This window comes from Massilia sp. Bi118 (genome assembly GCF_918697865.1).
In the GTDB taxonomy this organism is placed as follows: domain Bacteria; phylum Pseudomonadota; class Gammaproteobacteria; order Burkholderiales; family Burkholderiaceae_D; genus Telluria.
Genome location: NZ_CAKKMV010000020.1, coordinates 1 through 25,336, shown reverse-complemented (window position 1 = coordinate 25,336; position 25,336 = coordinate 1). Strand labels below are relative to the sequence as shown.

The window sequence follows — 25,336 nt, the reverse complement described above, 5'->3', positions numbered from 1 at the left end:
CAAGACAATGGCTGACCTGTTTGAGAATCCGATGGGCCTGATGGGCTTCGAGTTCGTGGAATTCGCTTCGCCGACCCCGGGCATGCTCGAGCCGATCTTCGAGAAACTGGGCTTCACCAGGGTGGCCGTCCACCGCTCGAAGGACGTGGTGCTGTATCGCCAGGGCGAGATCAACTTCATCGTCAACAACGAGCCGAAAAGCGCCGCCGCCTATTTCGCGGCCGAGCACGGCGCCTCGGCCTGCGGCATGGCCTTCCGCGTCAGGGATGCGCACAAGGCTTACGCCCGCGCGCTGGAACTGGGCGCGATCCCGCTGGAGATCCCGACCGGCCCGATGGAACTGCGCCTGCCGGCCATCAAGGGCATCGGCGGCGCGCCGCTGTACCTGATCGACCGCTTCGAGGACGGCAAGTCCATCTATGACATCGACTTCGAATTCATCGAGGGCGTGGATCGTCATCCGCAGGGACACGGCCTGCAGATCATCGACCACCTGACCCACAACGTCTATCGCGGCCGCATGGCTTACTGGGCCGGCTTCTACGAGAAGCTGTTCAACTTCCGCGAGATCCGCTACTTCGACATCCAGGGTGAATACACCGGCCTGACCTCGAAGGCGATGACCGCGCCGGACGGCAAGATCCGCATTCCGCTGAACGAGGAATCGAAGACCGGCGGCGGCCAGATCGAGGAATTCCTGCTGCGCTTCAACGGCGAAGGCATCCAGCACATCGCCCTGCTGACGGAAGACATCTTCGCCACCGTCGACGGCCTGCGCGCCGCCGGCATCCCGCTGATGGCGGCGCCGCCGGAAACCTATTACGAAATGCTCGAAGCCCGCCTGCCTGGCCACGGCGAAGACGTCGGCGCCCTGAAAGCGCGCGGCCTGCTGGTCGATGGCAAGGTCGAAGACGGTTCCAAACGCCTGCTGCTGCAGATCTTCTCGGAGAACCAGTTGGGGCCGGTGTTCTTCGAGTTCATCCAGCGCAAGGGGGATGAGGGCTTTGGCGAGGGGAATTTCAAGGCGCTGTTCGAGTCGATGGAGCGGGATCAGTTGAAGCGTGGGGCCTTGAAGACGGCGGCGTGATTTGCCGTCATTCCCGCGAAAGCGGGAATCCATGCTGAATGTGGCGAAGCCGCAATGCTGCCGGTTCGGACATCGGTTGCTCAGTATGGATTCCCGCTTCCGCGGGAATGACGTATTGGGGCCGCAGGGCCCAATGTAGCCAAGCTGTATTTTCAGTTCGTCATCGTTCACTACCAAAAGTGTTGTATGCGCACCGCATAGCCGCATTTCCGGTAGTTTTTCACCCCCGATCCGCGCAAATCCGCCGCTGATCCTTCTAGAATTGCCGTGTGGAATCTCTCCACGCCACCCCACACGGACAATCCCATGCATCCAGCACTCCGGCTCGCGCCCTGCGCAGCCTTGCTGCTTGCGGCCGTCATGCCGCTGGCCCATGCCGCCGACGTCGCACCCAGCACCGGCCCCTACGCCGCCGCCATCGAATCCGCCCTCGCACCGGCGCCGCTGAGCGCGCGCGTCACCGTCGCTTCGCAGTACGTTTCGCGCGGCATCCGCCAGAGCTGGGGGCGGCCCGCGCTGCAGGCCGGCATCGACTACGTGCGCCCGGACGGCTGGCGCGCCGGCGCCTGGACTTCCACCGTCGACGACCGCTTCATCGACAACGGCTCGCTCGAAATGGACGTCTACGCCGGCTATAGCCGCACGGTCGGGGACCTCGGCTACAGCGCCCGCGCCACCTGGTACCACTATCCGGGCGCGCGCGTGCCGGGCAGCAGCATCGGCTTCGATTACGGCGAGCTGGCGGCCGGCCTGAGCTGGAAGGCGGTCTACGCCAGATATAACTACACGTTCACCCGCGACTTCTTCGGCGTCGCCGACGCGCGCGGCACCGGCTATCTCGACCTCGGCGCCAGGCACGAATTCGGCCCGGGCCTGCTGCTCAAGCTGCACGCCGGCGATGGCCGCGTGGCCGGCGCCGGCAATGGCGTCTGGAACTGGCGCGACCTCGCGGCCGGCCTCAGCACCCGGCTGGAAGGCGGCTGGCTGGTGGCCCTGAACCTGACCCGCGCGATCGGGGGGGCGGCGGCACCAGCATCTACGACCGCTACAGCACCGGCAACGTGCGGGCCGATGGCCGGCCCTGGGCCGCCAGTGCCGGCCGCCGCGCGATGGTGCTGAGCCTTACCCGCCGCTTCTGATATCCTCGCCGGATCGACCCGATCCGGAGAAAATCTTGCTGCAAGCGTTTGCCGTCCTGCTGGTGTTCCAATGCCTGGGCGAAGGCCTGGTGTTCCTGTTCGGCTGGCCCGTGCCTGGCCCGGTGACCGGCATGCTGCTCCTGCTGGCTGCCCTGGTCGCCTTTCCGCGCCTGCAGGAAGTCGTGGAGAGCGGCGCCAATGAGCTGCTGCGCCACCTGTCCCTGCTGTTCGTGCCGGCCGGGGTCGGCATCGTCGTCGCGGCCTCGAGCGGCAGCGGGCAGTGGCTGGCGATCGCGGCTTCGGTGGTGGCCAGCACCCTGGTCACGCTGGCTCTCACGGCGCTCGTCCTTCAAAGCCTGATGCCGCGCGCCAAGCCGGCGCCGGAGCGGAAGGATGTTTAGTTTTAATGAACTGGGCTTCGAAGAGCTGACCCACTTCTGGGTCTACCTGTCCGCCTCGCCGCTGCTCGGTCTCACGCTGACCCTGTGCGCCTATGTGTTCGCGCACTGGGTCTATGTACGCTGCGGCATGTCGCCGCTGGCGAACCCGGTGGCGATCGCGATCGCCCTCATCAGCCTGGTGCTGGTCGCGAGCGGCATGTCCTACCAGCGCTACTTTGCCGGCGCCCAGTTCGTCCACTTCCTGCTCGGCCCGGCCACGGTGGCACTGGCGCTGCCGCTCGCGCGCCAGATGCCGCGCCTGCGCCGCAGCCTGTTCCCGCTGGCCTGCGCGCTGGTCTGCGGCTGCGTGGCGGCGATCGTGACCGCGGTCGTGGTGGCCGTCATGCTGGGCGCCTCGCCCGAGCTGGCGCGCACCATTGCGCCGAAGTCGGCCACCACGCCGATCGCGATGGCGGTTTCGGAACACCTGGGCGGGATCCCGGCGCTGACCGCGGTGCTGGTGATCGGCACCGGCATCTTCGGGGCCATCACTGCAAGGTTCTTGTTGAACGCCCTGCGGATCGAATCGCATGCCGCGCGCGGGCTGGCGCTGGGCGTGGCCGCGCACGGCATCGGCACCGCGCGCGCCTTCCAGGTCAGTCCGGAGATGGGCGCCTACGCGGGCCTCGGGATGGGCCTGAACGGCGTGCTGACGGCAATCTTCGCGCCCTGGCTGGTGCCCTTGCTGCTGGGGTGGATGGGGCGCTAGGCGGGCGCTGGAACGTATCGCGCGCCAACAGGCGTGTGGCGGCGTATCATTGTTCTCCCAGGTAGTCTGGATCAGGAGAACGTCTTGAATCTCTCTCCACTGCCGCTCGCGGTCTTCGTCGCGGATGCCAGCGGCGCGATCACGAGCTGGAACCGGGCATGCGAAAAGCTCGCCGGCTACACCGCCGCCGAGATGCGCGGCCGTACGCTCGCCGATCTGGTCGAATTCGAGGACAGCGCGGGCAAAAACGCATCGATCCAGGCGCGCGTCGACCAGGACAGCGCAGGCTGCCTGGTGTGCGCGGATGGCCGCCGCGTGCCGGTGCGCGTGACGGTTGCCCCGCAGTCGCTGGACCTCGAACAGCAGGGCAGCTACAGCGTCATCGTGGTGCCGCGCGGGGCCACCGCGCCCTCGCGCTATGCGCTGATCCAGGACCTGCCGGTCAACGACATCATCGAAGGCCTGCCTTGCGTGTTCTATGTGATCGACCAGAGCGGCCGCCTGTTGCTCTGGAACCACCAGCTCGAGGAAGCGCTGGAGATGCCGAGCGAGGACCTGCCGACGGTCGAGGTGAAGTACTTCTTCGACGAGACCAGCCGGGCCGCGATCGTGCAGAAGATCCTGGACGCCTTCGAGCACGGCTCCTCCTGGCACGAGGCGGAGCTGGTCGGCCGCCACGGCAAGCGCACCAGCTACCTGTTCCAGTGCGCGCGCACCAGCGTCGGCAGCCTGCCATGCGTGTTCGGCACCGGGCTCGATATCACCATGCGCAAGGAGGCGGAACACGTGCTGAAGGTGCGCGAGCGCGCCATCTTCGCCAGCGTGAACGCGATCTGCATCACCTGCTGCGACGGCCCGAACAACCGCATCGAATACGTCAACCCGGCCTTCGAACGCATCACCGGCTATGATCTGGCCGAGATCAAGGGCCGCGACCCGCGCTTCATGCGCATCGAAGGCTGTGACAGCGGCGAGCACAAGCGCATCCACGAGGCCCTGCGCAAGAAGCAGAGCGTGCGTTCGGTGCTGCGCAATGCGCGCAAGAACGGCGAGGTGTTCTACAACGACCTGCGCATCGATCCGGTGATGAACGCCGACGGCGAAGTCACCCACTTCGTGGCCGTGATCAACGACGTCACCGAGGCCCGCCACTACGAGCGCCGCCTGCACCACCTGGCCCACCACGACCCCCTGACCGGACTGGCCAACCGTACCCTGCTGCAGGAGCGCCTCAAGCAGGCCATCCAGCATGCGACGCGCAACCACACGGTGGGCGCGCTGGCTTTCCTGGACCTCGATAACTTCAAGCACATCAACGACAACCTGGGCCACGACATCGGCGACGCCGTGCTGCGCGAAACGGCCGAACGCCTGCGCGCCAACATGCGCGAGGAAGACACCGTGGCGCGGGTCGGCGGCGATGAATTCGTGCTGGTGATCTGCGACCAGGGCAGTCCGGAACAGGTGGCCGACCTGGTCGAACGGGTGCGCCGCAGCGTCGCACGGCCGATGCTCCTGGACGGCAAGGAGGTGGTGTCCGGCACCAGCATCGGCGTGGCGCTGTTCCCGCGCGACGGCGGCTCGGTCGACAAGGTGATGCGCGCCGCGGACGCCGCCATGTACCACGCCAAGAGCCTGGGCAAAAACAACTGCCAGTTCTTCTCGACCGAGTTGAACCGCCTGGTGCACGAGCACCTGCTGCTCGAGGCCAGCCTGGGCCGCGCGATCGGCAACCATGAAATGGTGCTGGGCTACCAGCCCAAGGTCGACCTGCGCAGCGGCAGGATGGTGGGCGCCGAGGCGCTGGTACGCTGGAACCACCCCGAACATGGCCTGATGGGGCCGGACAGCTTCATCCCGGTGGCCGAGCAGACCGGCCTCATTGTCCCGCTGGGCGAATGGGTGATCGACGAGGCCTGCGGCGCGCTGCAGGCCCTGCATCGGCAGGGCATCGACGACTTCGTCATCTCGGTCAACCTGTCGCTGCGCCAGCTGCGCCAGCGCCAGTTCGTCGACCGCCTGGCGGACAGCCTGCGCCGCCACGATGTGCCGCCGTCCTGCCTGGAGCTGGAGGTGACCGAAAGCCTGCTGATGGAGCGCCCCGAGGAAGCCAAGGAAGTGATGGCCCACCTCAAGAAGCTCGGCGTGCGCCTGTCGATCGACGATTTCGGCACCGGCTATTCGAGCCTGAGCCAGCTGCAGGCCTTTCCGGTCGACCATATCAAGATCGACCGCTCCTTCCTCTGCAACGTCGACAGCAACGGCCACTCGGTGATTACGCGCGCCATCATCGCCCTCGGCCACAGCCTGAAACTGAAGGTGATCGCGGAGGGCGTCGAAACCCGTGAGCAGATGGTCTTCCTGCGCGACCACGACTGCGACCAGATGCAAGGGTATTACTTCAGCCCGGCGCTCTCGCAGCAGGGACTGGCGGACATGGTGACCCGCGGCGTTACTTTACACGCATAGCGAAGAAGGAGGTGCCCGTCCTCGCGCATTCACGCGAAGACGGGCTTGGCACGGCGGGAGCGCGTGCCGGGGGAGCGCAAACGGCAGGGCCGCTGCGGAAAGCCGCGGGTCTCAGGAAGGCTTGCGGGTAAAGGCGCGCGCGGCGAACAGGGCGCCGGCCACGCCCATGACCACGGCGGCGGTGCTGCCGGAGAAGCCGACCGCGGTGTTCTTCGCGATCTTGCCGGCCTTCGGCGTCACCAGTTCCAGGCGGCGCTTGGTCATCTGGGTGCCCAGTTCCGACAGGCGGTCCTTGGTCATGGTCTGCTCGGCTTCCGGCAGCAGCACGGTTTCCTCGTCGGCCACGTGGTGCTGGACGTCGCGCATCAGTTCGAACACCAGTTCGTCGTGGCGGCTGTCGCGCGGGTCGGTATTGCGCAGTTCATGGATCAGGCGGCGCATTTCCATATGCTCCGGCTCGCTCTTTTCCATCACCTTCTGGTTGGCGGCGCGCGGACGCATCGCCGGGTAGAAGATTTCTTCCTCCAGCGTCGCGTGGATCTCGAGGGCGTCGCAGATGGTCTCGGCCAGGGCCTTCTTCACGCTCGGGCGCTTGTCGCCGGTGTACTGGTGGAAGGTCACCATCACATGCGAGTGATCGAAGCGGATCATGTCGGTGATCGATGGGCTCAGTTTTTTTAGAGAAAACATCATCTTCTCCTGTCGTTGTAGTCGGATAGACAAATGTTAGTGCGCACGCCATGGCCGCCGCGTAGGAGCGCGGCGCATGGCTTTGTCAGCGCAGAAGCCATGGTCCGGACCGTCCAGGCCCGCAGTCGGGAAAACCGTGCCGTCCGCCGCCCCGTCAGGGCAGGGTCAGCTGCCAGTAACCGACGTCGACCCAGGCGCCGAACTTGAAGCCCACCTCGTGGAAGCAGGCCACCTGGCGGAAGCCCAGGCGTTCGTGCAGGGCGATGCTGGCGGCGTTCGGCAGGGCGATGCCGCCGATCACGCTATGGAAATGTCCCTGCAGGCGCGCCAGCAGCGGGCGGTAAAGGGCAAGCCCGTGGCCGCGGCCGCGCTGGCCCGGCGCCACGTAGACGCTGGACTCGACCGAGTTGCGGTAGCCGGGGCGGGCGCGCCATTTGCTCGCGTAGGCATAGCCGCGCAGTTCGCCGTCTTCGAGCAGCACCAGCCAGGGCAGGCCGCCGTCCTGGATGTCGGCGATGCGCCGGGCCATCTCCTCGGGCGCGACCGGATCGGACTCCATCGAGATCGTGGTGGTGGCCACGTAATGGTTGTAGATGGCGGCGATGGCGGCGGCATCGGCGGGCTGGGCATCGCGGAGCGTGAAGGAGGTGTGCATGAGCAGCGACAGGAAAGGAAAAACGCTATCGGATCGATAGAACCAGGCTATGAATGGCGTTTATTGCATTATTACATTGCTATTGGTTTACATCAACTGGATGTCGCTTTCCGTCCTACACGGACACGGCGAACACGCTGATGCCCACTGCCGGCAAGCCTGCGATGATGGGCCATGGCCGGTTGCACAACAGTGCGGCCGGCAGGCTGCGCCGGCAAGGCAGGACGCGTTCCGGCGCGCGAATCCAACATATATAAACGGAGGACAGGCAATGTTTGCACACAACAAACGTCTGCAGTACACGGTACGCGTCAGCGAGCCGAATCCGGGACTGGCCAATCTCATGCTGGAACAATTCGGCGGCCCGCAGGGCGAGCTGGCTGCGGCCATGCGCTACTTCACCCAGGCCGTCGGCGAAGACGATCCGGGCCGCAAGGACATGCTGTTCGACATTGCAACCGAAGAGCTCAGCCACCTCGAGATCATCGGCCACATCGTCGCCATGCTGAACAAGGCCGCCAAGGGTGAGCTGGCCGAGGCCACCGACAGCGCCGCCGAGATGTACCGCAAGATCAACGGCGCCGGCAACGACAGCCATGTGACCCAGATCCTCTACGGCGGCGGCCCGGCGCTGATCAACTCCGCAGGCGTGCCCTGGAGCGCGGCCTATGTCGACTCGATCGGTGAGCCGAGCGCCGATCTGCGCTCGAACATCGCGGCCGAGGCGCGCGCCAAGATCGTCTACGAACGCCTGATCGCCTGCACCGATGACCCGGGCGTGAAGGAGGCGCTGGGCTTCCTGATGACGCGCGAGATCGCGCACCAGAAGTCCTTCGAGAAAGCGCTGTACTCGATGAATCCGAACTTCCCGGCCGGGAAGCTGCCGGGCGACCCGCGCTTTGCCGACACCTATTTCAACATGTCGCAGGGCCCGGGCGAAATGCGCGGCTCCTGGAACCAGGGCGAGAAATGGGACTTTGTCACCGACCGCGAGAAGCAGATGGCGGTGGATGGCGGCAGCGGCGAGGCCGAAGTCAAGCTGCCGGCCAAGGACATCGACATCCTGCGCGCCATGGCCGAGCGCACCAAGTCGGACCCGTCCATCGACCCGCCGACCGGCGCCGAACTGGGCATGGGCAACCAGACCATGGCGGACGGCGCCACCGTGCAGGGCAAGGGCAAGGGCAAGTAAACCCATCCGCGCGGGAAGTGTGACCGTTGGCGCCGCGCAGCATTCCGCTGTGCGGCGCCTGTCGTTGGAAGGACATGCATGAATACACAAGTGATACGCGCGCTGACGCCGCGCAAGGCGATCGGTATCCTGATCTGCGGCCTGGGCTGCGTACTGCTGCTCACCAGACTGTTCGCCGAGCTGATGGATGGCACGACCAACCTGCGCGCCGCGCTGATCGGCGGCGGGACGGCTGCCGCCGCGACCGCGCTCGGCACCATCCCGGTGCTGCTGTCGCAAAATTTTTCGAAGCGGACCTACGACTGCTTCCTCGGTTTCGGCGCCGGCGTGATGCTGGGCGCCACCTCGTTCTCGCTGGTGATCCCGGCGCTTGCCGCCGCCAAGGCGGGCGGCGCCGGCAACTGGGGCGCCAGCCTGAGCGTCGGCGCCGGCATCCTGATGGGCGCCGGCCTGCTGCTGGCGCTGGACCGCCTGATCACCACCGACGGCATCCTCAAGCCGAACGAGCCGGGCGGCGCCCATTCCCGCAGTAACATCTCCCTCAGTAACATCTCCTTCAAGCGCGCCTGGCTCTTCGTCTGGGCCGTGTCCCTGCACAACATGCCGGAAGGGCTGGCGATCGGCGTTGCCTATGCCGGCGTCGACCTCGGCAAAGCGAATTCGCTGGCTACCGGGATCTCGATCCAGGACGTGCCGGAGGGCCTGGTGGTGGCGCTGGCGCTGCGCACGGTCGGCTACGGGCGGGTCCTCTCCACCGCGCTGGGCGTGGCCTCCGGCCTGATCGAGCCGGTGGCGGCGGTGCTCGGGGTCGCCCTGATCGGCATCTCGGCCGGCCTGCTGCCGTTCGCTCTTGCTGCGGCCGCGGGCGCGATGCTGTTCGTGATCGCCAACGACGTGGTGCCGGAATCGCACCAGCACGGCCACGGGACCTGGGCCAGCGTGGCGCTGATCTTCGGCTTCATCTTGATGACGGTGCTGGATACCGCGCTCGGCTAACCGCCCTGGCCCGGTTCCGCCTCCGGGCCTGCATGCGTCGGCTGCGGCAGGCATCGGGCCCGGCTCTCGAGCGCCGCGCGGTGCAGATTGGCGGCATGCTCGAAGCGGCCCGGATGGCCGAACAGCCAGCCCTGCGCATAGCCGACCCCGCGCACCCGCAGGAAGGCCGCCTGCTCGTGGTTCTCGACCCCCTCGGCGATCATCCTCAGCTCCAGGTTGTGGGCCATGCCGATGATGTGGCTGACCACCTGGCTGGTGGGCGCCCCGGTGCCGATCGATTCGATAAAGGAGCGGTCGATCTTCAGGAAGTCGAGATCCAGCGACTCCAGGTAGGACAGGCTCGAATAGCCGGTGCCGAAATCGTCGATCGCCACTTCGATGCCGCGCGCGTGCAGGGCGGCGATCACTTCGCGCGCCTTTTCCTTGTCGACGAAGCCGCGCTCCGTGATCTCGACGATCACGTTGGAGGGCAGGGCGCCGCTGCGCGCCATCATGCGGTCCAGCATGCCGACGATGGCGGTCGAGCGCAGGTCGGCCGGCGACAGGTTGATCGCCACATGAAAGCCGGGATGGCTGGCCAGGAAATGGCCGGCATCGTTGCACACCAGCTCGATTACCCTTTCCGTCAGTTTGCCGATCAGGCCGCTGGACTCCGCCACCGGGATGAAGATGTCCGGCGATACCAGCTCGCCGGCGCCGTCGCGCCAGCGCAGCAGCGCTTCGACGCCCACGCAATGGCCGCTGCGCAGGTCGATCAGCGGCTGGTACTCGAGGAAGAACTGGTTGCGGCGCAGGCCCACGCGCAGGCTCGAGACCAGCGACAGCTGCTGGCGCGCCAGCAGCAGCACCGCGGCGGCCGCCGCCAGGCCGGCGAACAGGCCGGCCGGCACCAGGCGCATGGCGATCTCGCGGGTGCGCGCGTTCAGGTGGGAAATCGGGGTGGCGGCAATGGCGGCGGTCAGGAAGTGCTGCGAGCGTGTGATGGTGACGAGGTAGCGGCCGTCGCTGAAGGTGGCGCCGGTCTCCTTGCCGAGGCGATCGAGCCAGGCGGGATCGATGTGGCCTCGCTGAACGCTGGTGCGGCGGCGCTCGAGGTGCATCATGGCGAGCGAGACGTCGGGTACGTCGGTCCAGATGTCGAGAGGAAGGTCGCGGTGGATCAGGACCGCGTAGCCATCCTTCGCCATCGCGAGCAGCGGGTGGCCGTAGGTGGTGCGGATCGGCACGTCCAGATAGAACTCGACATCCCTGGACGTGCGGAAGCTCATCGCGCCGAGCGGCACAGGGGCCCCGGTCATCGAGGAGCACACCATCACACCGTCGCGCACATAGCCGATCGCCTGCAGGTAGGTCGAGGTCAGGTCGATTTCGCGCATCAGCTCGCGCGCGCCGTTGGAGCAGGGCGGCAGCCCGGAATGGACCAGGGCCTGGATCCCGGCCAGGGCCTGGCGGCCTGTTTCGTCGGTCCGGTGCAGCACGTCGCGCGCGTAGCCCAGCGTGAGGGCAGTCTCGGCGTCGAAGGCCTGGCGCTCGGCCTCGCGCCAGGCCAGCCAGGGCGGCAGGACGAGCGCCGCCAGAGCCAGCATCAGCGTGAGGCCGAACGTCAACTGTCTTCGCATGATGGCCCCCTGGAACGCCAACCCGGCAATGCCGGGCTGGGCCGGCACTGGTTGGGCGATTATAGCGAGGGGCGTAAACACGCAGCGCGCAAAAAAAAGCCCCGGCATCGGCCGGGGCGTAAGCTCTGCTGCTTCCTACTTTAGCCTCAGTTTCGGATCTCCAGCGCGCGGTTCAGGCTCAGCGCCGCCAGCGAGGCGAGCGCGCCCGAGAGCAGGTAGAGGCTGACGTAGCCGAGGCCGTAGTTGGCGGCCAGGCCCAGCGCGACCAATGGCGCGAAGGCGGCGCCCACCAGCCAGGCGAGGTCGGAGGTCAGGGCCGCGCCGGTGTAGCGGTATTCCGGCAGGAAGTTCGAGGTCACGGCGCCGGCGGCCTGGCCGTAGGACATGCCGAGCAGCAGGAAGCCGACCAGGATGAAGGTGTTCTGGCCCGTCACGCCGCCGTCCATCAGGGTCGGCACGAAGCCCGAGAACAGGGCGATCAGCGCGGCCAGGGTGCCGAGGGTATTCCTGCGGCCGAACTTGTCGGCGATCAGGCCGGAGGCCAGCACGCCGACGATCGCGAGGCCGCCGCCCCAGATCTGGACGACCAGGAAGTCCGACATCGAGCGGGTGTCGTAGAGCTGCAGCCAGGACAGCGGGAACACGGTCACGAGGTGGAACAGCGCGTAGCTGGCCAGGGCGGCGAGGGCGCCCAGCACGATGGTGCTGCCCTGCTTGCCGGCCACTTCACGGACCGGCACGGCGTCCAGCTGGTGCTCGTCCAGCAGGTGGGTGTAGTCCGGCGTCGAGATCAGGCGCAGGCGGGCGAACAGCGCGACCACGTTGATGGCGAAGGCGACATAGAAGGGGAAACGCCAGCCCCAGACCAGGAAATCGTCCTGCGAGAGCTCGGCCATCAGGTAGGAAAACACGCCGGCGGCGATGATGAATCCGACCGGTGCGCCAAGTTGTCCCAACATCGCGTACCATCCGCGCTTGTGCTCGGGGGCGTTCAGTGCCAGCAGCGAAGGCAGGCCGTCCCAGGTGCCGCCCAGGGCGAAGCCCTGGCCCAGGCGCAGTACGGCGAGCGCGATGATGGCCCACTCGCCCCAGCGCGAATAGGTCGGCAGGGCGGACACGGCGACGGTGGCCGTGCCCAGCATGAACAGGGCGATGGTCAGCTTGATCTCGCGGCTGAAGTGGCGCTGGATGGACATGAAGACCAGGGTGCCGATCGGCCTTGCGATGTAGGCAAGGGCGAAGATGGCAAACGAGTACAGGGTGCCTTCCAGCCGGTCCGCGAAGGGGAAAAAGACCGCCGGGAACACGAGCACCGAGGCGATCGCGTAGACGAAGAAGTCGAAGTATTCCGAGGCGCGGCCGATGACCACGCCGACGGCGATGTCGCCGGGAGAAATGGCGGTATCGCGGGAATTGATGTTGCGCGCGCCGCTGTGCGGCGCAGTGATGGGAGAAGCGGCTGCGTCGCCGTAAGTGGTGGTGGTGTTCTGCTGCATATTTCTTCTCCTATAGTCAATGACAACTGGGCAATACCCTTCGGGATGAAACGTCAACAACAAAAAAAGTGCGAAGGGTGGGACAAAACGTCCAATCGCCAAACGTGCACCGTTGGCGTTACATTAGCATGTTATTTTTCCCATGTAACGTAAAACACAAGCATGATTCCCAAGACCGTAAGTCGCGGATTGCTTCTCACCCCCCTGTTGGCGGCCCTGGCGGGCTGCAACACGGTGGTGATGAATCCTTCCGGAGACATAGCCAAGCAGCAGGCGCATCTGATCATCGTTTCGGTGATCCTGATGCTGTTGATTATCGTCCCGGTGATGTTCCTCATCATCTACTTTGCCCGTAAATACCGCGCTAGCAATACCGAAGCGGCCTACGAGCCGGACTGGGACCACTCGACCAAGCTCGAACTCGTGATCTGGGGCGCGCCCCTGCTGATCGTCATCGTGCTCGGCCTGGTGACCTGGATCTACACCCACAAGCTCGACCCCTACCGTCCGCTCGACCGCATCGCCGAGGGCCGTCCGATTCCCGCCACCGCCAAGCCGCTGGTCGTGCAGGCCGTGGCGATGGACTGGAAATGGCTGTTCATCTATCCGGAGCAGGGCATCGCCACCGTCAATGAACTGGTGGTCCCGGTCGACGTGCCGGTCCGCTTCAAGGTCAGCGCGACTTCGGTCATGAATGCCTTCTACGTGCCGGAACTGGCAGGCATGGTGTACGCGATGCCGGGCATGGAAATCACGCTGAACGCGGTCCAGAACAAGCCGGTGCAGTCCTTCGGCATCTCGTCCAACTACAGCGGCGCCGGTTACTCGGACATGAAGTTCGGCTACCGCGGCGTGGCCCAGGGCGACTTCGACGCCTGGGTCGCTTCGGTCAAGAGCACCGGTACCGGCAAGCTGGACCGCGCCAATTACCTGGTGCTGGAAAAGCCGAGCATCAAGGATCCGGTCCGCCACTACGGTTCCGTCGACGACGATATGTACTATCGCATCCTGAACCGCTGCGTCGCCGATGGCGTCGTGTGCCAGGACAAGATGATGATGGACGACGCCCGCAAGGCGCGTGAGATGGCGATGAACCGGATGCCCCAACACGCGGCAGCGACCCGCCTGGCCCAGGCCAACAACGGCGAGGTCTGCACCACGCCCGATGAATCTGTGAAGAAGAAGTAATCATGCACGAGCAACTAGACTTAATGAAGTTGATCTTCGGTCGGCTCAGCTGGGAAGCGATTCCCTATCACGAGCCGATCCTGATCGGTACCTTTGCCATGGTCATCCTGGGCGGCCTGGTCGTCCTCGGCGCCATCACCAAATTCAAGCTGTGGGGCTATCTCTGGAACGACTGGTTCACCAGTATCGACCACAAGAAGATCGGCATCATGTACATGATCCTTGGTCTGATCATGTTCCTGCGCGGCTTTGCCGACGCACTGATGATGCGCGCCCAGCAGGCGTTCTCCTTCGGCGATTCGCATGGCTTCCTGCCGCCGCACCACTACGACCAGGTCTTCACCGCCCACGGCGTGATCATGATCTTCTTCGTGGCGATGCCGCTGGTGACGGGCCTGATGAACTACGTGGTGCCGCTGCAGATCGGCGCGCGCGACGTCGCCTTCCCCTTCCTGAACAACTTCTCGTTCTGGATGACCACCATGGGCGCGCTGCTCGTGATGGCCTCGCTGTTCGTCGGCGAATTCGCCCGTACCGGCTGGCTGGCCTATCCGCCGCTGTCCGGCATCCTGGCAAGTCCTGACGTCGGGGTGGACTACTACATCTGGTCATTGCAGATTGCCGGTGTCGGCACGCTGCTGTCGGGTATCAACCTGGTGGTCACCATCGTCAAGATGCGCGCCCCGGGCATGGACCTGATGAAGATGCCAGTCTTCACCTGGACCGCGCTGTGCACCAACATCCTGATCGTGATGGCTTTCCCGATCCTGACCGTCACCCTGGCGATGCTGGGTCTGGACCGCCTGTTCGACACCCACTTCTTCACGAATGAACTGGGTGGCAACGCGATGATGTACGTGAACCTGATCTGGATCTGGGGCCACCCGGAGGTGTACATCCTGATCCTGCCGGCCTTCGGCATCTACTCGGAAGTCGTCGCGACCTTCTGCAACAAGCGCCTGTTCGGCTACTCGTCGATGGTCTACGCGACCGTCGTGATCATGGTCCTGTCCTACCTCGTGTGGCTGCACCACTTCTTCACGATGGGTTCGGGCGCCAGCGTGAACTCCTTCTTCGGCATCACCACGATGATCATCTCGATCCCGACCGGCGCCAAGATCTTCAACTGGCTGTTCACCATGTACAAGGGCCGCATCCGCTATGAACTGCCGATGATGTGGACCGTGTCCTTCATGATCACCTTCATCATCGGCGGCATGACCGGCGTGATGCTGGCGGTCCCGCCGGCCGACTTCGTGCTGCACAACTCGCTGTTCCTGATCGCCCACTTCCACAACGTCATCATCGGCGGCGTGCTGTTCGGCCTGTTCGCAGGCGTGAACTACTGGTGGCCGAAGATGTTCGGCTTCAAGCTGGACCGCAAGTGGGGCGTGTACTCGTTCTGGCTGTGGTCGATCGGTTTCTGGGTCGCCTTCACCCCGCCATACGTCCTGGGCTTCATGGGCGTCACCCGCCGCCTGAGCCACTTCGAAGATCCGTCGATCCACTGGCTGTTCCAGGTGTCGCTGCTGGGCACCCTGATGATCGCCGCCGGCATCGGCTGCATGATCATGCAGTTCGCCGTGTCCATCATCAACCGCAAGAAGCTGCGCGACGTCACCGGCGATCCGTGGAACGGCCGTACCCTGGAATGGGCCACTTCGTCGCCGCCGCCTGACTACAACTTCGCGTTCACCCCGGTCGTGTTCGACAACGACACCTGGGCCGACATGAAGAAGGCCGGCTACAAGCGTCCGCTGAAGGACTTCGTCGCGATCCACATGCCGGCCAACACCTGGGCCGGCCCGGTGATCCCGATGGCCACCTTCGTGCTGGGCTTCGGTATCATCTGGCACATGTGGTTGCTGGTGGCGCTGTCCTTCGTGGCAACGGTCGCCATCACGATTTACCACACGTTCAACTACAAGCGCGATTACTACATCCCTGCGGAAGAAGTGACGCGTACGGAAGAAGCCCATACCCGACTGCTGGAAGCCCATGTCTGACATTAATACCAACACCGTCAGCGCCACCGGCGCCGACATCAGCTCGCGCTTCTATGCGCGCGAGCATCACCCGGAAAACGGCACGCTGCTCGGTTTCTGGATCTACCTGATGAGCGACACGCTCATCTTCGCCTGCCTGTTCGCGACCTACGCCGTATTGGGCCGCAACTACGCAGGCGGCCCGTCGGGCGCCGAGATCTTCGAGCTGCCGCTGGTGGCCGTGAATACCGGCTTCCTGCTGTTCTCGTCGATCACCTACGGCTTCGCCATGCTGGCCGCGCAACAGAAGAACCTGGGCAAGACCCAGCTCTGGCTGGCGATCACCGGCGTGCTGGGCGCCTGCTTCCTGGGCCTGGAACTGTACGAGTTCGCGCATCTGATCCACGAAGGCTTCGGTCCGTGGCGTTCGGGCTTCCTGACCGCGTTCTTCTCGCTGGTCGGCACCCACGGCCTGCACGTGACCTTCGGTATCGTGTGGCTGGTCACGCTGATGTTCCAGCTCGGTAAGCACGGCATCACCGCCGCCAACTACCGCCGCCTCGCCTGCCTGTCGATGTTCTGGCACTTCCTGGACGTCGTCTGGATCGGCGTGTTCACCTTTGTCTACCTGATGGGAGTTCTGCCATGAGCGATCACCACACCCACGCTCACGGCCACGACGACCATGGCCACGGCCACGGCGTGGACCACCACGACCACATGGAAGCCCACGGCAGCCTGAAGGATTACTCGATCGGTTTCATCCTGTCGGTGATCCTGACCGCGATCCCGTTCTGGCTGGTGATGACCCACCAGCTGGCCCCGGGCACGACCAAGGCCGTGATCCTCGGCTTCGCCGCCGTGCAGCTCGTGGTCCACATGGTCTACTTCCTGCACATGAACTCGAAGTCCGAGGGCGGCTGGAACATGATGGCGCTGCTGCTGACCGTCATCCTGCTGTTCATCGTGATGACCGGCTCGATCTGGGTCATGTACCACATGAACGCCAACATGATGCCTAGCATGAGCAACGAGGGTTCGTCCGTGCATGGCATGCACGACATGCAGTAAATGGCAGTAAGCGATCCAGCGGCAGCGGCGAGCGGCCCCGGGCGGGCCCCGCGCCTGATCTTGGCGGCCTTCGCGCTGCTGCTGATCGTTCTCTTCGCGGGTCTGGGCACCTGGCAGGTCGTGCGCCTGCAATGGAAGCTGGACCTGATGGCGCGCGTCGAACAGCGCGTGCACGCCGCCCCCGTCGCGCCGCCCCCGATGGCGCGCTGGGCCGGCATCACTGCCGAATCCGACGAATACCGCCGGGTGCAGGTCGCCGGCACCTATCTCTACGAATACACCACACCGGTCCAGGCGCTCACCGAGCGGGGCAGCGGCTATTGGCTGCTGACGCCTCTGTGCACCACGGACGGCCACGTCATCCTCGTCAACCGCGGCTTCATTCCCGCCACGCCCGGCGAACGCACCCGCTATGCGCCGCGCAAGTCGGAGGCTTATCCCTGCGCCGCGAACGCCGGCGGCGCCGTGCAGCTGGTCGGCCTGCTGCGGATCAGCGAGCCGAAGGGCTTCTTCCTGCGCACCAACGATCCGGCCGCGAACCGCTGGTACGCGCGCGACGTGCCGGCGATCGCCGCCGCGCGCGGCCTGCCGGCCACGCTCACCGCGCCTTACTTCATCGACGCCGCCGCCGGCCAGAACCCGGCCGGTTCGCCGGACCAGCCACAGGGCGGCCTCACGGTGGTCAGTTTCCACAACAGCCACCTGATGTATGCCGTGACTTGGTATGCTCTCGCCTTGATGGTGGCCGCCGCCTGGTGGTGGGTCACGCGCGGCGCCGGCGCTTCGGCAGCCGATCCGGGCAGGGCAGGGAACGATGAGCACGACGACTGACGTACTGAAAAACACCGCCGCCGACGTCGAATACGTCGCCGGCCACAAGAACATGCTGCAGCTGATCGAGCTGCGCTGGATCGCCGTCATCGGCCAGATCACCACGATCGCGGGCGCGATCCTGATCTTCGACGTCAAGCTGCCGCTGGTGCAGATGCTCGAGGTGCTGGCCTGCCTGATCGCCTTCAACGTCGCCAGCCACCTGCGCTGGCACGAGCACCGCCCCGTCACCAACAACGAACTGTTCCTGGCCCTGCTGGTCGACGTCGCCAGCCTGACCATGCAGCTCTACCTGTCGGGCGGCACCACCAATCCCTTCGCCTTCCTGTTCCTGCTGCAGGTGATCCTGTCGGCGGTGCTGCTGGAAGCCTGGTCGACCTGGACCATCGTCGGCATCACCCTGGCCTGCCTGGCCGGGCTGTCGATCTTCGCGCGCCCGCTGCCGCTGCCCTTCGACCACGCGCGCGGCATCTCCAGCCTGTACGTGCAGGGCATGCTGATCTGCTTCGTGCTGAACGCGGCGCTGCTGGTGGTCTTCATCTCGCGCATCACGAACACCCTGCGCGGCAAGGCCGCCCAGCTGGCCGACCTGCGCCAGCGCGCCGCCGAGGAAGAGCATATCGTTCGCATGGGCCTGCTGGCCTCGGGTGCGGCCCACGAACTGGGAACCCCGCTGGCAACCCTGTCGGTGATCCTGGGCGACTGGAAGCGCATGCGCGAATTCAAGGCCAACCCGGACTTGATCGAGGAGATCACGGAGATGCAGGCGCAACTGAAGCGCTGCAAGTCCATCGTCAGCGGCATTCTGCTGTCGGCCGGCGAGGCGCGCGGCGAATCGGCGGTGCGCACCACCATCCGGACCTTCATGGATGAACTGGTCGAGGAATGGCAGGAATCGCGGCCCGTGCGCGAATTCGCCTACGTGAACCGCATCGAGAAGGACTTGCCGGTGGCCTTCGATTCGGCCCTCAAGCAGATGATCGACAATGTGCTGGATAATGCACTGGAAGCCTCGCCCGACTGGGTCGGCCTCGAAGCCAGCGCCGCCGGCGGTACGCTGCAGCTGTCGGTGACGGACCGCGGCCCCGGCTTTGCCCCGGGCATGCTGGCCCAGTTCGGCAAGCCCTACCAGTCGACCAAGGGCCGGCCGGGCGGCGGGCTCGGGCTGTTCCTGGTGGTGAACGTGGCGCGCACCCTGGGCGGCAGCGTGTCGGCCTCGAACCGGCCGCAGGGCGGCGCCGAGGTGCGCCTGAGCCTGCCGCTGAAGGCGATCGCATTGGAGCAAGAGTGAACGAAGAAGAGAACATGCAGGACCAGGACCAGGACGAAGACCATGATCAGGATCGCCTGCTCCTGATCATCGAGGACGACGACGCCTTTGCGCGCACCCTCGGCCGCTCCTTCGAACGGCGCGGCTATACGGTGCTGCACGCGCCCGGCTTCGACGAAGCCCAGGAACTGCTGAAGGAGCACAACCCGAACTATGCGGTGGTCGACCTCAAACTGAAGGGCAACAGCTCCGGCCTGGCCTGCGTGCAGCTACTGCATGCGCATGACGAGGAGATGCAGATCGTGGTGCTGACCGGCTTCGCCAGCATCGGCACCGCGGTCGAGGCGATCAAGCTGGGCGCCTCGCAATACCTGGCCAAGCCCTCGAACACCGACGACATCGAGGCGGCTTTCGGCCATGTGGCGGGGAACACGGAGCTGGAACTGACCAACCGCGCGACTTCGATCAAGACCCTGGAGTGGGAGCGGATCCACGCGGTGCTGGCGGAGACGGATTTCAATATTTCCGAGGCGGCCAGGCGGCTGGGCTTGCACCGGCGGACCCTGGCGCGGAAGCTGGAGAAGCAGCGGGTGAAGTGAGGCCTGCGGCAGATGCCCGTCGTTCCCGCGAAGGCGGGAACCCAAGTTCGTCGCGGGCCGCAAGCAAAAGTGCTTGGCTCCTCACGCTAACTTGGATTCCCGCCTGCGCGGGAATGACGTTTACAAGCTATGGGTGCCCAGTGGCCCCGCAGCGCTTCAAACATTCAAAGCCACCGCCTTGCTATCCACCCCCACCTTCGGCACCGCAATATCCGCACTCTTCGCCAGCTTCACCACCGTCCCCATGAACCCGGACACATCGATCGCCACCTTGGCCAGCATCGGGATCGCATCCTTCACCGGCGTCAGTCGCACCAGTTCCACCGGGTTCATGGCGCTTGATGCCGCGATCGACTTGCCCTGGCGGCCCAGTTCCACCGCCTGCAGCGCGCCGATCGCGAAGTTCAGCAGGGCCTGGCCGATCAGCTTTTTCTTCTCGCCGTCCAGCGCCGCCATGCGTTTTTCCATGCCGCCGGAGTCGATCAGGCGCTTCGTTTCGCTGGCTTCAAGGTCGTAGAGCGCGCGGTAGCGCGCCGCGCGGTCCTTCGGATCCGTCACCGCGGCGATGGCCGCCAGTGCCGCGCGCTTGGCCATCAGCTGTTCTTCGCTGGCGAAAGCGGCGTTGATCGCGGTGACCGAGCGGCCGGCGATTTCCGAGAGTTCCGCGGACTTGCGCACGAAGGTGTCGATGTGATTCGCGTCGACGTCGTAGGCGTCGGCGCCGGCCATCGGGTTCACGGCCTTGCCCAGCATGCCGCCGAGGCTGCTGGCCAGGCCGCCGAGCGCGGACAACTGGGCGTGGGCGGCGTTCATCGCCAGCAGGCAGGCGCCGGCCGCGCACATGGAAACAAGCTTGGAAGAAATGCGGGTCATGGTTGCCTCTTTGCTTTAATCGTTATGGGGAGGTGCGAGGCCTGCACGATAGCGCGCGACGTTTCAGGTTGTTAGCCCCACGAATGGGGTGGCAAACCGATCCGCCACGCGTCTGAGAGGCTAGCCACCGAGCCGGCTGAGTGCGAACGCCGCCAGGAAGCCGGCCACGGTAATCAGGCCGGCAAAGTCGTGCGCCACCTCGAAAGCTTCGGGGATCATGGTATCGACCAGCATCGCCAGGATCGCGCCGGCCGCCACCGCGGTGGTCGCGGCCACGATCTCGCTGGAGAAGTTCTGGAAGACGGTATAGCCGACCAGCGAGGCGAGGCCCGAGGCGAGCGCGATGCCGCCCCAGATGCCGAACACGTAGATGGCGGAGCGCCTGGCCTTCTTCATGCCGGCGGCGCTGGACAGGCCCTCGGGCACGTTGGACAGGAAGATCGCCGCCACTGCCACGGTGCTGACCACGCCGCCCTTCAGCATCGACAGGCCGATCACGATCGATTCGGGAATGCCGTCGAGCAGGGCGCCGACGGCGATCGCCAGGCCGCTGCCGCTGTTCTCCGACTCGGAGGGCTGCTGCTCGCCCGAGCGCTTGCGATGCCTGGCGCCGCGGTGGTTGAGGTACCAGTTGGCTGCCGTGTAGACCGCCGCGCCGCCCAGGAAGCCGTAGGCGGTGGCGTCGAAGCCGCCCTGGCGGTAGGCTTCGTCCATTAGTTCGAAGGAGAGGGCGGAGATCAGCACGCCGCTGCCGAAGGCCATGATGCCGGCGATCAGGCGCTGCGGCACCTTGATGAAATAACCGACCGCCGCGCCGATCAGCAGCGCGGCGCCGGCCACGAAACCCCAGAAGCCGGCCTGGGCCCACATTGGTATGTTGTGCATGCCCCGATGATAACCAGACTGGGCCCAGGGGCAGCGTTCGCTACGGTCGGCGGACTTATGCGACTTTGTTTGCAGCCAGGTCCCATCCGCCCACTGTCGAACCACCCGCGCCGCCGCCAATTTTCTGTTGGGTGTATTTCCATTTTACTTTCGAGAACTTCAGGCTGACGTGTTCGCCCAGTATCGAGCCGGCTTCGATGCCAGGGGCGATCGCGCCAATCAGTACGTTCTCGAGTTCGATCTCGAAATACTTGATCGGCATGCCGTCGCCGTCCGCCCGCATAAATTCAAACTTTGCCTTTGGGATAGTCTTGCCCATGGCGCAGGTCTGCATAAGTATTGGCGAGGACAAGTCGGCCATCTTGCTGAATGTGATTTCCTGAATTTCCACGCGTTCGGCAGTATGGCCGCCGCCAGTCGATGCAGTGGCGCTGCGTGGCTGGAGGATGCCCCAGTTGACGGTGCCGCACTCGATCCAGTCCTTGTGTTTATCGTCGTGGGACTCGCCTTTGATGCCGTCGATTTGCAGGTAGACGTCGATTGCCATGATTCCTCCAAGGTATGTGGAGCTTGCGATGTTCAACCAAGTCCCCTTGAGCTTGCTTGTTTGGCGTCAAGCGATGGAAGAGCTGCAGTGCTACGTTGATCGTTTCGACGATAACGGCGTTCTCCCATGACCGGCACGCCTGTCAATTCTTCAGTGCTCAGTACCGTGGCGCATATGAAGATGAGTCCTGGAGCAAAAGCACGTATGCGCGCTACCGAAAAGAATATCTACAAGTACTACAACGATATGGGAAAGGACAAGGGGCATTGCACCTGGGGTGCGGGGATCCTGGCCCATCGGGGCGTCTGCAGCCCTGAAGAATTAGGGAAGAAGGTCTCTGTCGAAATGGTCGACCAGGAGTTCGAGCGTCGCGTCGCGGATGCGGAGCGCGCCGTGCGGCGGAACATCAAAGTTCCGCTCAATCAATCACAGTTCGATGCGCTCTGTAGCCTTACCTATAACACTGGGCCAACCGGTGCAAGCGGTACTTATGGCTATGTGAATGCCAAGGATTTCGACGGGGCGGCATCGAATATCTCGCGGATGGTAAAGGTCGAAATCCGGGAGAAAGGCAAGAAAAAGTATGTTGTCGCTCCTGGATTAATCAAGCGTCGCGAAGAGGAGAGTGCGCCATTTCGAATTACGCAGGAAGCTGCTACTCAATAAGGGAGACAATATGTTGCTTCAAATACGCGCTCCATCGGCAGGAAATATCCGACTTCTCTTTATGATCGCGGTCTTTAGCCTGGCCGCGTCGATGACATGTTCCGCTCAAGGCGCGGAAAAGCAGAAGCAAAGCGTGTTAGGCAAATGGAAGCTGACTGCAGCACTCGATGGATCGCAAATCACGTCTATCGACGAGCGGGAAGCACGTCAGTTGGTCGGGAAAACCATCAAGATCAGCCAGGAAAGCGTGCAGTTCGGATCGCGGAATTGTCCCCCGCCCGACCTCGATGCCGAGCGTGTCGAGCCTCGGCTATATCTGCGCGAGCAGGCGCATGCGAGTGCTCGAAAGCTTGGTTTGCCAAATCCGGTAACGGTCGTGAATCTCGGCTGCACTATCGCTTTCATCAAAAACCGTGACCGGCTTGTCATCCATTGGGATGGATGGTTCTTCGACGCGGCGCGGCAGAAGTAAGCCAGGTAATGGATAGCTAGCGTGCGAAAAAGCGGCGGCGCCAGAAAAATCCGGCCCGCCGTTTTTAAAGCGATTCTCCAGTCCTATGTTGGCTTACCAGGTATAACCCACCTTACCGTAGAAGAAGCGCCCATTGAAGCCATTCGGCGCCCACACGCTGTACGGCTGGGTGCCGTTCACGTTCAGGTTGCCCAGGGACGTCACCTGCGCCGGATAGCGGTTGGTGACGTTGTCGATGCCGAGCGTCACGCGCCAGTTGCTGGCCACGCGGACGGACGTCGACAGGTCCAGCACCCATTGCGGATCGTAGGTCTGGTCCAGCGCCACGTTGTTTTGCGGGACGGTGAATTTTCCGTAACGCGTCACGTTGGCGTGGCCGCTCCAGGTGCCGCGGGTGTAGTCGCCGGACAGGCTCAGCTTGTCCTTCGGCGAACCGACGGTCAGGCGATTCACGGTCTGGCGGTCCGCCAGCACCAGGCCCGCATTGGCCAGCACGGCCGGGGTGGCGGCGACGTGGCGCACTTCGTTGTCGTTGTGGTTGTAGGCTAGTGTGAAGTCCGCGCGCGCGCCCTGGGCGAGGTTCATCCGGTAGGTGCTGACCACGTCCACGCCCTTGGTGCGGGTATCGACGGCGTTGGTGAAGTAGCGCGCGGCGCCGACGAAGATGCCGCGGTTCTGCAGCGCCGCGTTCAGGCCGGCCGCTGCAGCGCCGGACAGCTGCAGGTTGGACGAGAAGATGACGCGGTCGTCGATGTCGATGCGGTACAGGTCGACGGTGGTGGTCCAGTTGCGGATCGGCTGCCACTGGGCGCCGAAGCTCAGGTTACGTGCGCGTTCGGGTTTGAGCGGCTGGGCGCCGAGGGCCTGGGCGGCGGCGCTGTTGACCGGGAAGGTGCCGGTTTCGATCGGCGTGTTCTGGCCGTTGATGACCAGGAAGTTGGTCGTCGTGATGGTGTAGAACTCCTGGGCCAGCGAAGGCGCGCGGAAGCCGTTCGAGAAGGTGCCGCGCAGTGCGAACTGCGGCGTGAAGGCGTAGCGCGCCGCGACCTTGCCCGAAGTCGTGTTGCCGAAGTCGCTGTAGCGCTCGTGCCGGACGGCCAGGGAGCCGGACAGCTGTTTGGTGATGTCGCCTTCCAGGTTCAGGTAGAGCGACTGGTTGTTGCGGCTGTTCTTGCCGGCATTTTCAGGACGGAAGCCGGAGAAGCCCTGGGCGCCGCCGCCGAAATACGAGTTCGGCTCGCCGGCGCCGATTTCATACGACTCGTAGCGTGCTTCGGCGCCCAGCGCCACCGTCAGCGGGCCGCTCATCCACGACACCGGGATGTCGCGCGCCACGTCGAGGTTGGCGATTTCCTGGGTCGAGGTCAGCTTGCCGGCGTAGAAGCTGGTCTGGCCCGGGTTCGGGAAACCGGCGCTCAGGTTGGTGGTGTTGTCGACGTCCAGGCTGAAGCGGTTGCGGCCGTAGTTCAGGCTCGCGTCCCAGCGCCAGCCGGCGAGGTCGCCGCGCAGGCCCGTCACTAGCGAGGCATCCGTCGATTTGCTGTCCTCCAGCGGCAGGAAGCCTTCCGGGTACAGCGGCGAGCGGCCGGCCAGGCGCCAGGTCGCGGCCGACGAGGTCTTGCGCTCGCCGTAGTTGGCGAAGGCGTACCAGTCGAGGTTCTCGTTGATGTTGTACTGGCTGTTGAGGAAGAGGCTGCGCGGACGGCTGTCCGGGTCGCCGTAGCGCTGGGTGATGGTGCCCTGGCGCGGGCCGGCTTCCGGACGCGGGTCGGGAAAGGCGCGGTTGGTCGGGTTGCGGTTGGCGGCTTCGACGGCCACGCGCACCCAGCCCTTGTCGCCCAGCGCAAAGCCGGTCGAGCCGCGTACGGTGGTCTGTTCGCCGTCGCCCTTGTCGTATTCGCCGTACTGGATTTCCGCCTCGCCGCCTTCGGCGCCTTTCTTCAGGATGATGTTGACCACGCCGGCGATGGCGTCCGAGCCGTATTGGGCGGCGGCGCCGTCGCGCAGGACTTCGATGTGGTCGATCGCGGCCAGCGGGATCGCGTTCAGGTCGACCGGCGCCGAGCCGCGGCCCTGGGTGCCGTTGACGTTGACCACGGCCGAGGTGTGGCGGCGCTTGCCGTTCACCAGCACCAGGGTCTGGTCCGGCGACAGGCCGCGCAGCTGGGCCGGACGCACGGCGTCGCTGGCATCGGCGCCGACCGGGCGCGGGAAGTTCATTGAAGGCAGCAAACGCGAGAGCACGGTCGCCAGTTCGTTCGAGCCGGTACTCAGCAGCTCACGGCTGGAGATGACGTCGACCGGCGATTCGGTTTCGAGGGTGCGGCGGTTCAGCGAACGGGTGCCGGTGACGACCACGGCCTGCACTTCGCCGGCGGCGGGGGCGGGCTGGGCGCTCGTGGTTTCCTGCGCTTGCGCGGCGGGCAGGGCGGAGGCAATCAGGCCCAGCGCGAGGAG

At 65.0% G+C, this 25,336-nt stretch carries 24 protein-coding genes; 16 read left to right on the top strand and 8 right to left on the bottom strand.

What is annotated here, in order from left to right:
* The first annotated feature begins 7 nt into the window (after positions 1–7).
* From hppD to LQV39_RS23320, 5 genes are all read left to right on the top strand, one after another.
* On the top strand, positions 8–1,087 hold the full coding sequence (gene hppD / locus LQV39_RS23340) for a 4-hydroxyphenylpyruvate dioxygenase (protein ID WP_230029578.1): 1,080 nt from the start codon (positions 8–10) through the stop codon (positions 1,085–1,087).
* 306 nt (positions 1,088–1,393) lie between these two features.
* Positions 1,394–2,206: a TorF family putative porin gene (locus LQV39_RS23335; RefSeq protein ID WP_230029577.1), complete on the top strand. Its 813-nt coding sequence runs from the start codon at positions 1,394–1,396 to the stop codon at positions 2,204–2,206.
* A 55-nt stretch (positions 2,207–2,261) separates the two neighbouring features.
* On the top strand, positions 2,262–2,627 hold the full coding sequence (locus LQV39_RS23330; protein WP_230029576.1) for a CidA/LrgA family protein: 366 nt from the start codon (positions 2,262–2,264) through the stop codon (positions 2,625–2,627).
* Positions 2,620–3,375 (top strand): LrgB family protein, encoded by a 756-nt coding sequence (locus tag LQV39_RS23325; RefSeq protein ID WP_230029575.1) that lies wholly within the window; start codon positions 2,620–2,622, stop codon positions 3,373–3,375. The genes LQV39_RS23330 and LQV39_RS23325 overlap by 8 nt, the downstream gene beginning before the upstream one ends.
* A gap of 84 nt (positions 3,376–3,459) precedes the next feature.
* Positions 3,460–5,844 (top strand): bifunctional diguanylate cyclase/phosphodiesterase, encoded by a 2,385-nt coding sequence (locus LQV39_RS23320; RefSeq protein ID WP_230029574.1) that lies wholly within the window; start codon positions 3,460–3,462, stop codon positions 5,842–5,844.
* A gap of 111 nt (positions 5,845–5,955) precedes the next feature.
* Here the strand turns inward: LQV39_RS23320 and LQV39_RS23315 are convergent, their stop codons facing one another.
* Positions 5,956–6,534 carry a hemerythrin domain-containing protein gene (locus tag LQV39_RS23315; protein ID WP_230029573.1) on the bottom strand — a complete coding sequence of 193 codons (579 nt, stop codon included), beginning with the start codon at positions 6,532–6,534 and terminating at the stop codon, positions 5,956–5,958.
* A 154-nt stretch (positions 6,535–6,688) separates the two neighbouring features.
* A complete protein-coding gene (locus tag LQV39_RS23310) occupies positions 6,689–7,189 on the bottom strand; it encodes an arsinothricin resistance N-acetyltransferase ArsN1 family B (protein WP_230029572.1) in 501 nt (166 codons plus the stop codon).
* Positions 7,190–7,460: 271 nt separating this feature from the next.
* On the opposite strand from LQV39_RS23310, the gene LQV39_RS23305 reads away from it, so the two are divergent.
* Positions 7,461–8,381, top strand: coding sequence for a manganese catalase family protein (locus LQV39_RS23305; RefSeq protein ID WP_230029571.1), 921 nt, complete (start codon positions 7,461–7,463; stop codon positions 8,379–8,381).
* A 78-nt stretch (positions 8,382–8,459) separates the two neighbouring features.
* Positions 8,460–9,377, top strand: coding sequence for a ZIP family metal transporter (locus tag LQV39_RS23300; RefSeq protein ID WP_230029570.1), 918 nt, complete (start codon positions 8,460–8,462; stop codon positions 9,375–9,377).
* Here LQV39_RS23300 and LQV39_RS23295 read toward each other — a convergent pair.
* Both LQV39_RS23295 and LQV39_RS23290 read right to left on the bottom strand, forming a co-directional pair.
* Complete coding sequence (locus LQV39_RS23295; RefSeq protein ID WP_230029569.1) at positions 9,374–10,996, bottom strand: EAL domain-containing protein; 1,623 nt, start codon at positions 10,994–10,996, stop codon at positions 9,374–9,376. The genes LQV39_RS23300 and LQV39_RS23295 overlap by 4 nt on opposite strands.
* A 146-nt stretch (positions 10,997–11,142) precedes the next feature.
* Entirely contained in the window at positions 11,143–12,492 is a 1,350-nt protein-coding gene (locus LQV39_RS23290) for an MFS transporter (protein WP_230029568.1), read from the bottom strand.
* Between the two features lie 162 nt (positions 12,493–12,654).
* On the opposite strand from LQV39_RS23290, the gene cyoA reads away from it, so the two are divergent.
* From cyoA to LQV39_RS23255, 7 genes are read left to right on the top strand one after another with little or no spacing between them, the layout of a single operon-like run.
* On the top strand, positions 12,655–13,680 hold the full coding sequence (gene cyoA, locus LQV39_RS23285) for a ubiquinol oxidase subunit II (protein WP_230029567.1): 1,026 nt from the start codon (positions 12,655–12,657) through the stop codon (positions 13,678–13,680).
* Between the two features lie 2 nt (positions 13,681–13,682).
* Positions 13,683–15,686 (top strand): cytochrome o ubiquinol oxidase subunit I, encoded by a 2,004-nt coding sequence (cyoB, locus tag LQV39_RS23280; protein ID WP_230029566.1) that lies wholly within the window; start codon positions 13,683–13,685, stop codon positions 15,684–15,686.
* The gene (gene cyoC / locus LQV39_RS23275; RefSeq protein WP_230029565.1) at positions 15,679–16,314 is read left to right on the top strand and encodes a cytochrome o ubiquinol oxidase subunit III; all 636 of its coding nucleotides are present in this window, start codon (positions 15,679–15,681) and stop codon (positions 16,312–16,314) included. Before cyoB ends, cyoC begins: the two co-directional genes overlap by 8 nt.
* Complete coding sequence (gene cyoD, locus LQV39_RS23270) at positions 16,311–16,736, top strand: cytochrome o ubiquinol oxidase subunit IV (protein ID WP_230029564.1); 426 nt, start codon at positions 16,311–16,313, stop codon at positions 16,734–16,736. Before cyoC ends, cyoD begins: the two co-directional genes overlap by 4 nt.
* Complete coding sequence (locus tag LQV39_RS23265; RefSeq protein WP_230029563.1) at positions 16,737–17,567, top strand: SURF1 family protein; 831 nt, start codon at positions 16,737–16,739, stop codon at positions 17,565–17,567.
* The gene (locus LQV39_RS23260; RefSeq protein WP_230029562.1) at positions 17,551–18,858 is read left to right on the top strand and encodes an ATP-binding protein; all 1,308 of its coding nucleotides are present in this window, start codon (positions 17,551–17,553) and stop codon (positions 18,856–18,858) included. The genes LQV39_RS23265 and LQV39_RS23260 overlap by 17 nt, the downstream gene beginning before the upstream one ends.
* A gap of 14 nt (positions 18,859–18,872) precedes the next feature.
* Complete coding sequence (locus LQV39_RS23255) at positions 18,873–19,436, top strand: response regulator transcription factor (RefSeq protein ID WP_230029630.1); 564 nt, start codon at positions 18,873–18,875, stop codon at positions 19,434–19,436.
* Between the two features lie 156 nt (positions 19,437–19,592).
* Here LQV39_RS23255 and LQV39_RS23250 read toward each other — a convergent pair whose 3' ends face one another.
* The 3 genes from LQV39_RS23250 to LQV39_RS23240 form a co-directional block, all read right to left on the bottom strand.
* The gene (locus LQV39_RS23250; protein WP_230029561.1) at positions 19,593–20,309 is read right to left on the bottom strand and encodes a hypothetical protein; all 717 of its coding nucleotides are present in this window, start codon (positions 20,307–20,309) and stop codon (positions 19,593–19,595) included.
* A gap of 120 nt (positions 20,310–20,429) precedes the next feature.
* On the bottom strand, positions 20,430–21,194 hold the full coding sequence (locus LQV39_RS23245) for a ZIP family metal transporter (protein WP_230029560.1): 765 nt from the start codon (positions 21,192–21,194) through the stop codon (positions 20,430–20,432).
* Positions 21,195–21,249: 55 nt separating this feature from the next.
* Positions 21,250–21,741 carry a type VI secretion system tube protein Hcp gene (locus tag LQV39_RS23240; protein ID WP_230029559.1) on the bottom strand — a complete coding sequence of 164 codons (492 nt, stop codon included), beginning with the start codon at positions 21,739–21,741 and terminating at the stop codon, positions 21,250–21,252.
* 126 nt (positions 21,742–21,867) lie between these two features.
* On the opposite strand from LQV39_RS23240, the gene LQV39_RS23235 reads away from it, so the two are divergent.
* Together LQV39_RS23235 and LQV39_RS23230 are read left to right on the top strand one after the other, a co-directional pair.
* A complete protein-coding gene (locus LQV39_RS23235; protein WP_230029558.1) occupies positions 21,868–22,407 on the top strand; it encodes a lysozyme in 540 nt (179 codons plus the stop codon).
* A 61-nt stretch (positions 22,408–22,468) separates the two neighbouring features.
* The gene (locus LQV39_RS23230; protein WP_230029557.1) at positions 22,469–22,879 is read left to right on the top strand and encodes a hypothetical protein; all 411 of its coding nucleotides are present in this window, start codon (positions 22,469–22,471) and stop codon (positions 22,877–22,879) included.
* A 93-nt stretch (positions 22,880–22,972) separates the two neighbouring features.
* Here LQV39_RS23230 and LQV39_RS23225 read toward each other — a convergent pair.
* Positions 22,973–25,336, bottom strand: a 2,364-nt coding sequence (locus tag LQV39_RS23225; protein WP_374199464.1) for a TonB-dependent receptor plug domain-containing protein, incomplete at its 5' end; no start/stop codon positions are given.

Coding starts and splice junctions, on each gene's coding strand:
- LQV39_RS23260 (WP_230029562.1), top strand. CDS start 17,551: ATGAGCACGACGACTGACGTACTGAAAAACACCGCCGCCGACGTCGAA.
- LQV39_RS23250 (WP_230029561.1), bottom strand. CDS start 20,309: ATGACCCGCATTTCTTCCAAGCTTGTTTCCATGTGCGCGGCCGGCGCC.
- LQV39_RS23310 (WP_230029572.1), bottom strand. CDS start 7,189: ATGCACACCTCCTTCACGCTCCGCGATGCCCAGCCCGCCGATGCCGCC.
- hppD (WP_230029578.1), top strand. CDS start 8: ATGGCTGACCTGTTTGAGAATCCGATGGGCCTGATGGGCTTCGAGTTC.
- LQV39_RS23235 (WP_230029558.1), top strand. CDS start 21,868: ATGACCGGCACGCCTGTCAATTCTTCAGTGCTCAGTACCGTGGCGCAT.
- LQV39_RS23300 (WP_230029570.1), top strand. CDS start 8,460: ATGAATACACAAGTGATACGCGCGCTGACGCCGCGCAAGGCGATCGGT.
- LQV39_RS23255 (WP_230029630.1), top strand. CDS start 18,873: ATGCAGGACCAGGACCAGGACGAAGACCATGATCAGGATCGCCTGCTC.
- LQV39_RS23240 (WP_230029559.1), bottom strand. CDS start 21,741: ATGGCAATCGACGTCTACCTGCAAATCGACGGCATCAAAGGCGAGTCC.
- LQV39_RS23325 (WP_230029575.1), top strand. CDS start 2,620: ATGTTTAGTTTTAATGAACTGGGCTTCGAAGAGCTGACCCACTTCTGG.
- LQV39_RS23230 (WP_230029557.1), top strand. CDS start 22,469: ATGATCGCGGTCTTTAGCCTGGCCGCGTCGATGACATGTTCCGCTCAA.
- LQV39_RS23335 (WP_230029577.1), top strand. CDS start 1,394: ATGCATCCAGCACTCCGGCTCGCGCCCTGCGCAGCCTTGCTGCTTGCG.
- LQV39_RS23290 (WP_230029568.1), bottom strand. CDS start 12,492: ATGCAGCAGAACACCACCACCACTTACGGCGACGCAGCCGCTTCTCCC.
- cyoB (WP_230029566.1), top strand. CDS start 13,683: ATGCACGAGCAACTAGACTTAATGAAGTTGATCTTCGGTCGGCTCAGC.
- LQV39_RS23245 (WP_230029560.1), bottom strand. CDS start 21,194: ATGCACAACATACCAATGTGGGCCCAGGCCGGCTTCTGGGGTTTCGTG.
- LQV39_RS23265 (WP_230029563.1), top strand. CDS start 16,737: ATGGCAGTAAGCGATCCAGCGGCAGCGGCGAGCGGCCCCGGGCGGGCC.
- LQV39_RS23295 (WP_230029569.1), bottom strand. CDS start 10,996: ATGCGAAGACAGTTGACGTTCGGCCTCACGCTGATGCTGGCTCTGGCG.
- cyoC (WP_230029565.1), top strand. CDS start 15,679: ATGTCTGACATTAATACCAACACCGTCAGCGCCACCGGCGCCGACATC.
- LQV39_RS23305 (WP_230029571.1), top strand. CDS start 7,461: ATGTTTGCACACAACAAACGTCTGCAGTACACGGTACGCGTCAGCGAG.
- cyoA (WP_230029567.1), top strand. CDS start 12,655: ATGATTCCCAAGACCGTAAGTCGCGGATTGCTTCTCACCCCCCTGTTG.
- LQV39_RS23315 (WP_230029573.1), bottom strand. CDS start 6,534: ATGTTTTCTCTAAAAAAACTGAGCCCATCGATCACCGACATGATCCGC.
- cyoD (WP_230029564.1), top strand. CDS start 16,311: ATGAGCGATCACCACACCCACGCTCACGGCCACGACGACCATGGCCAC.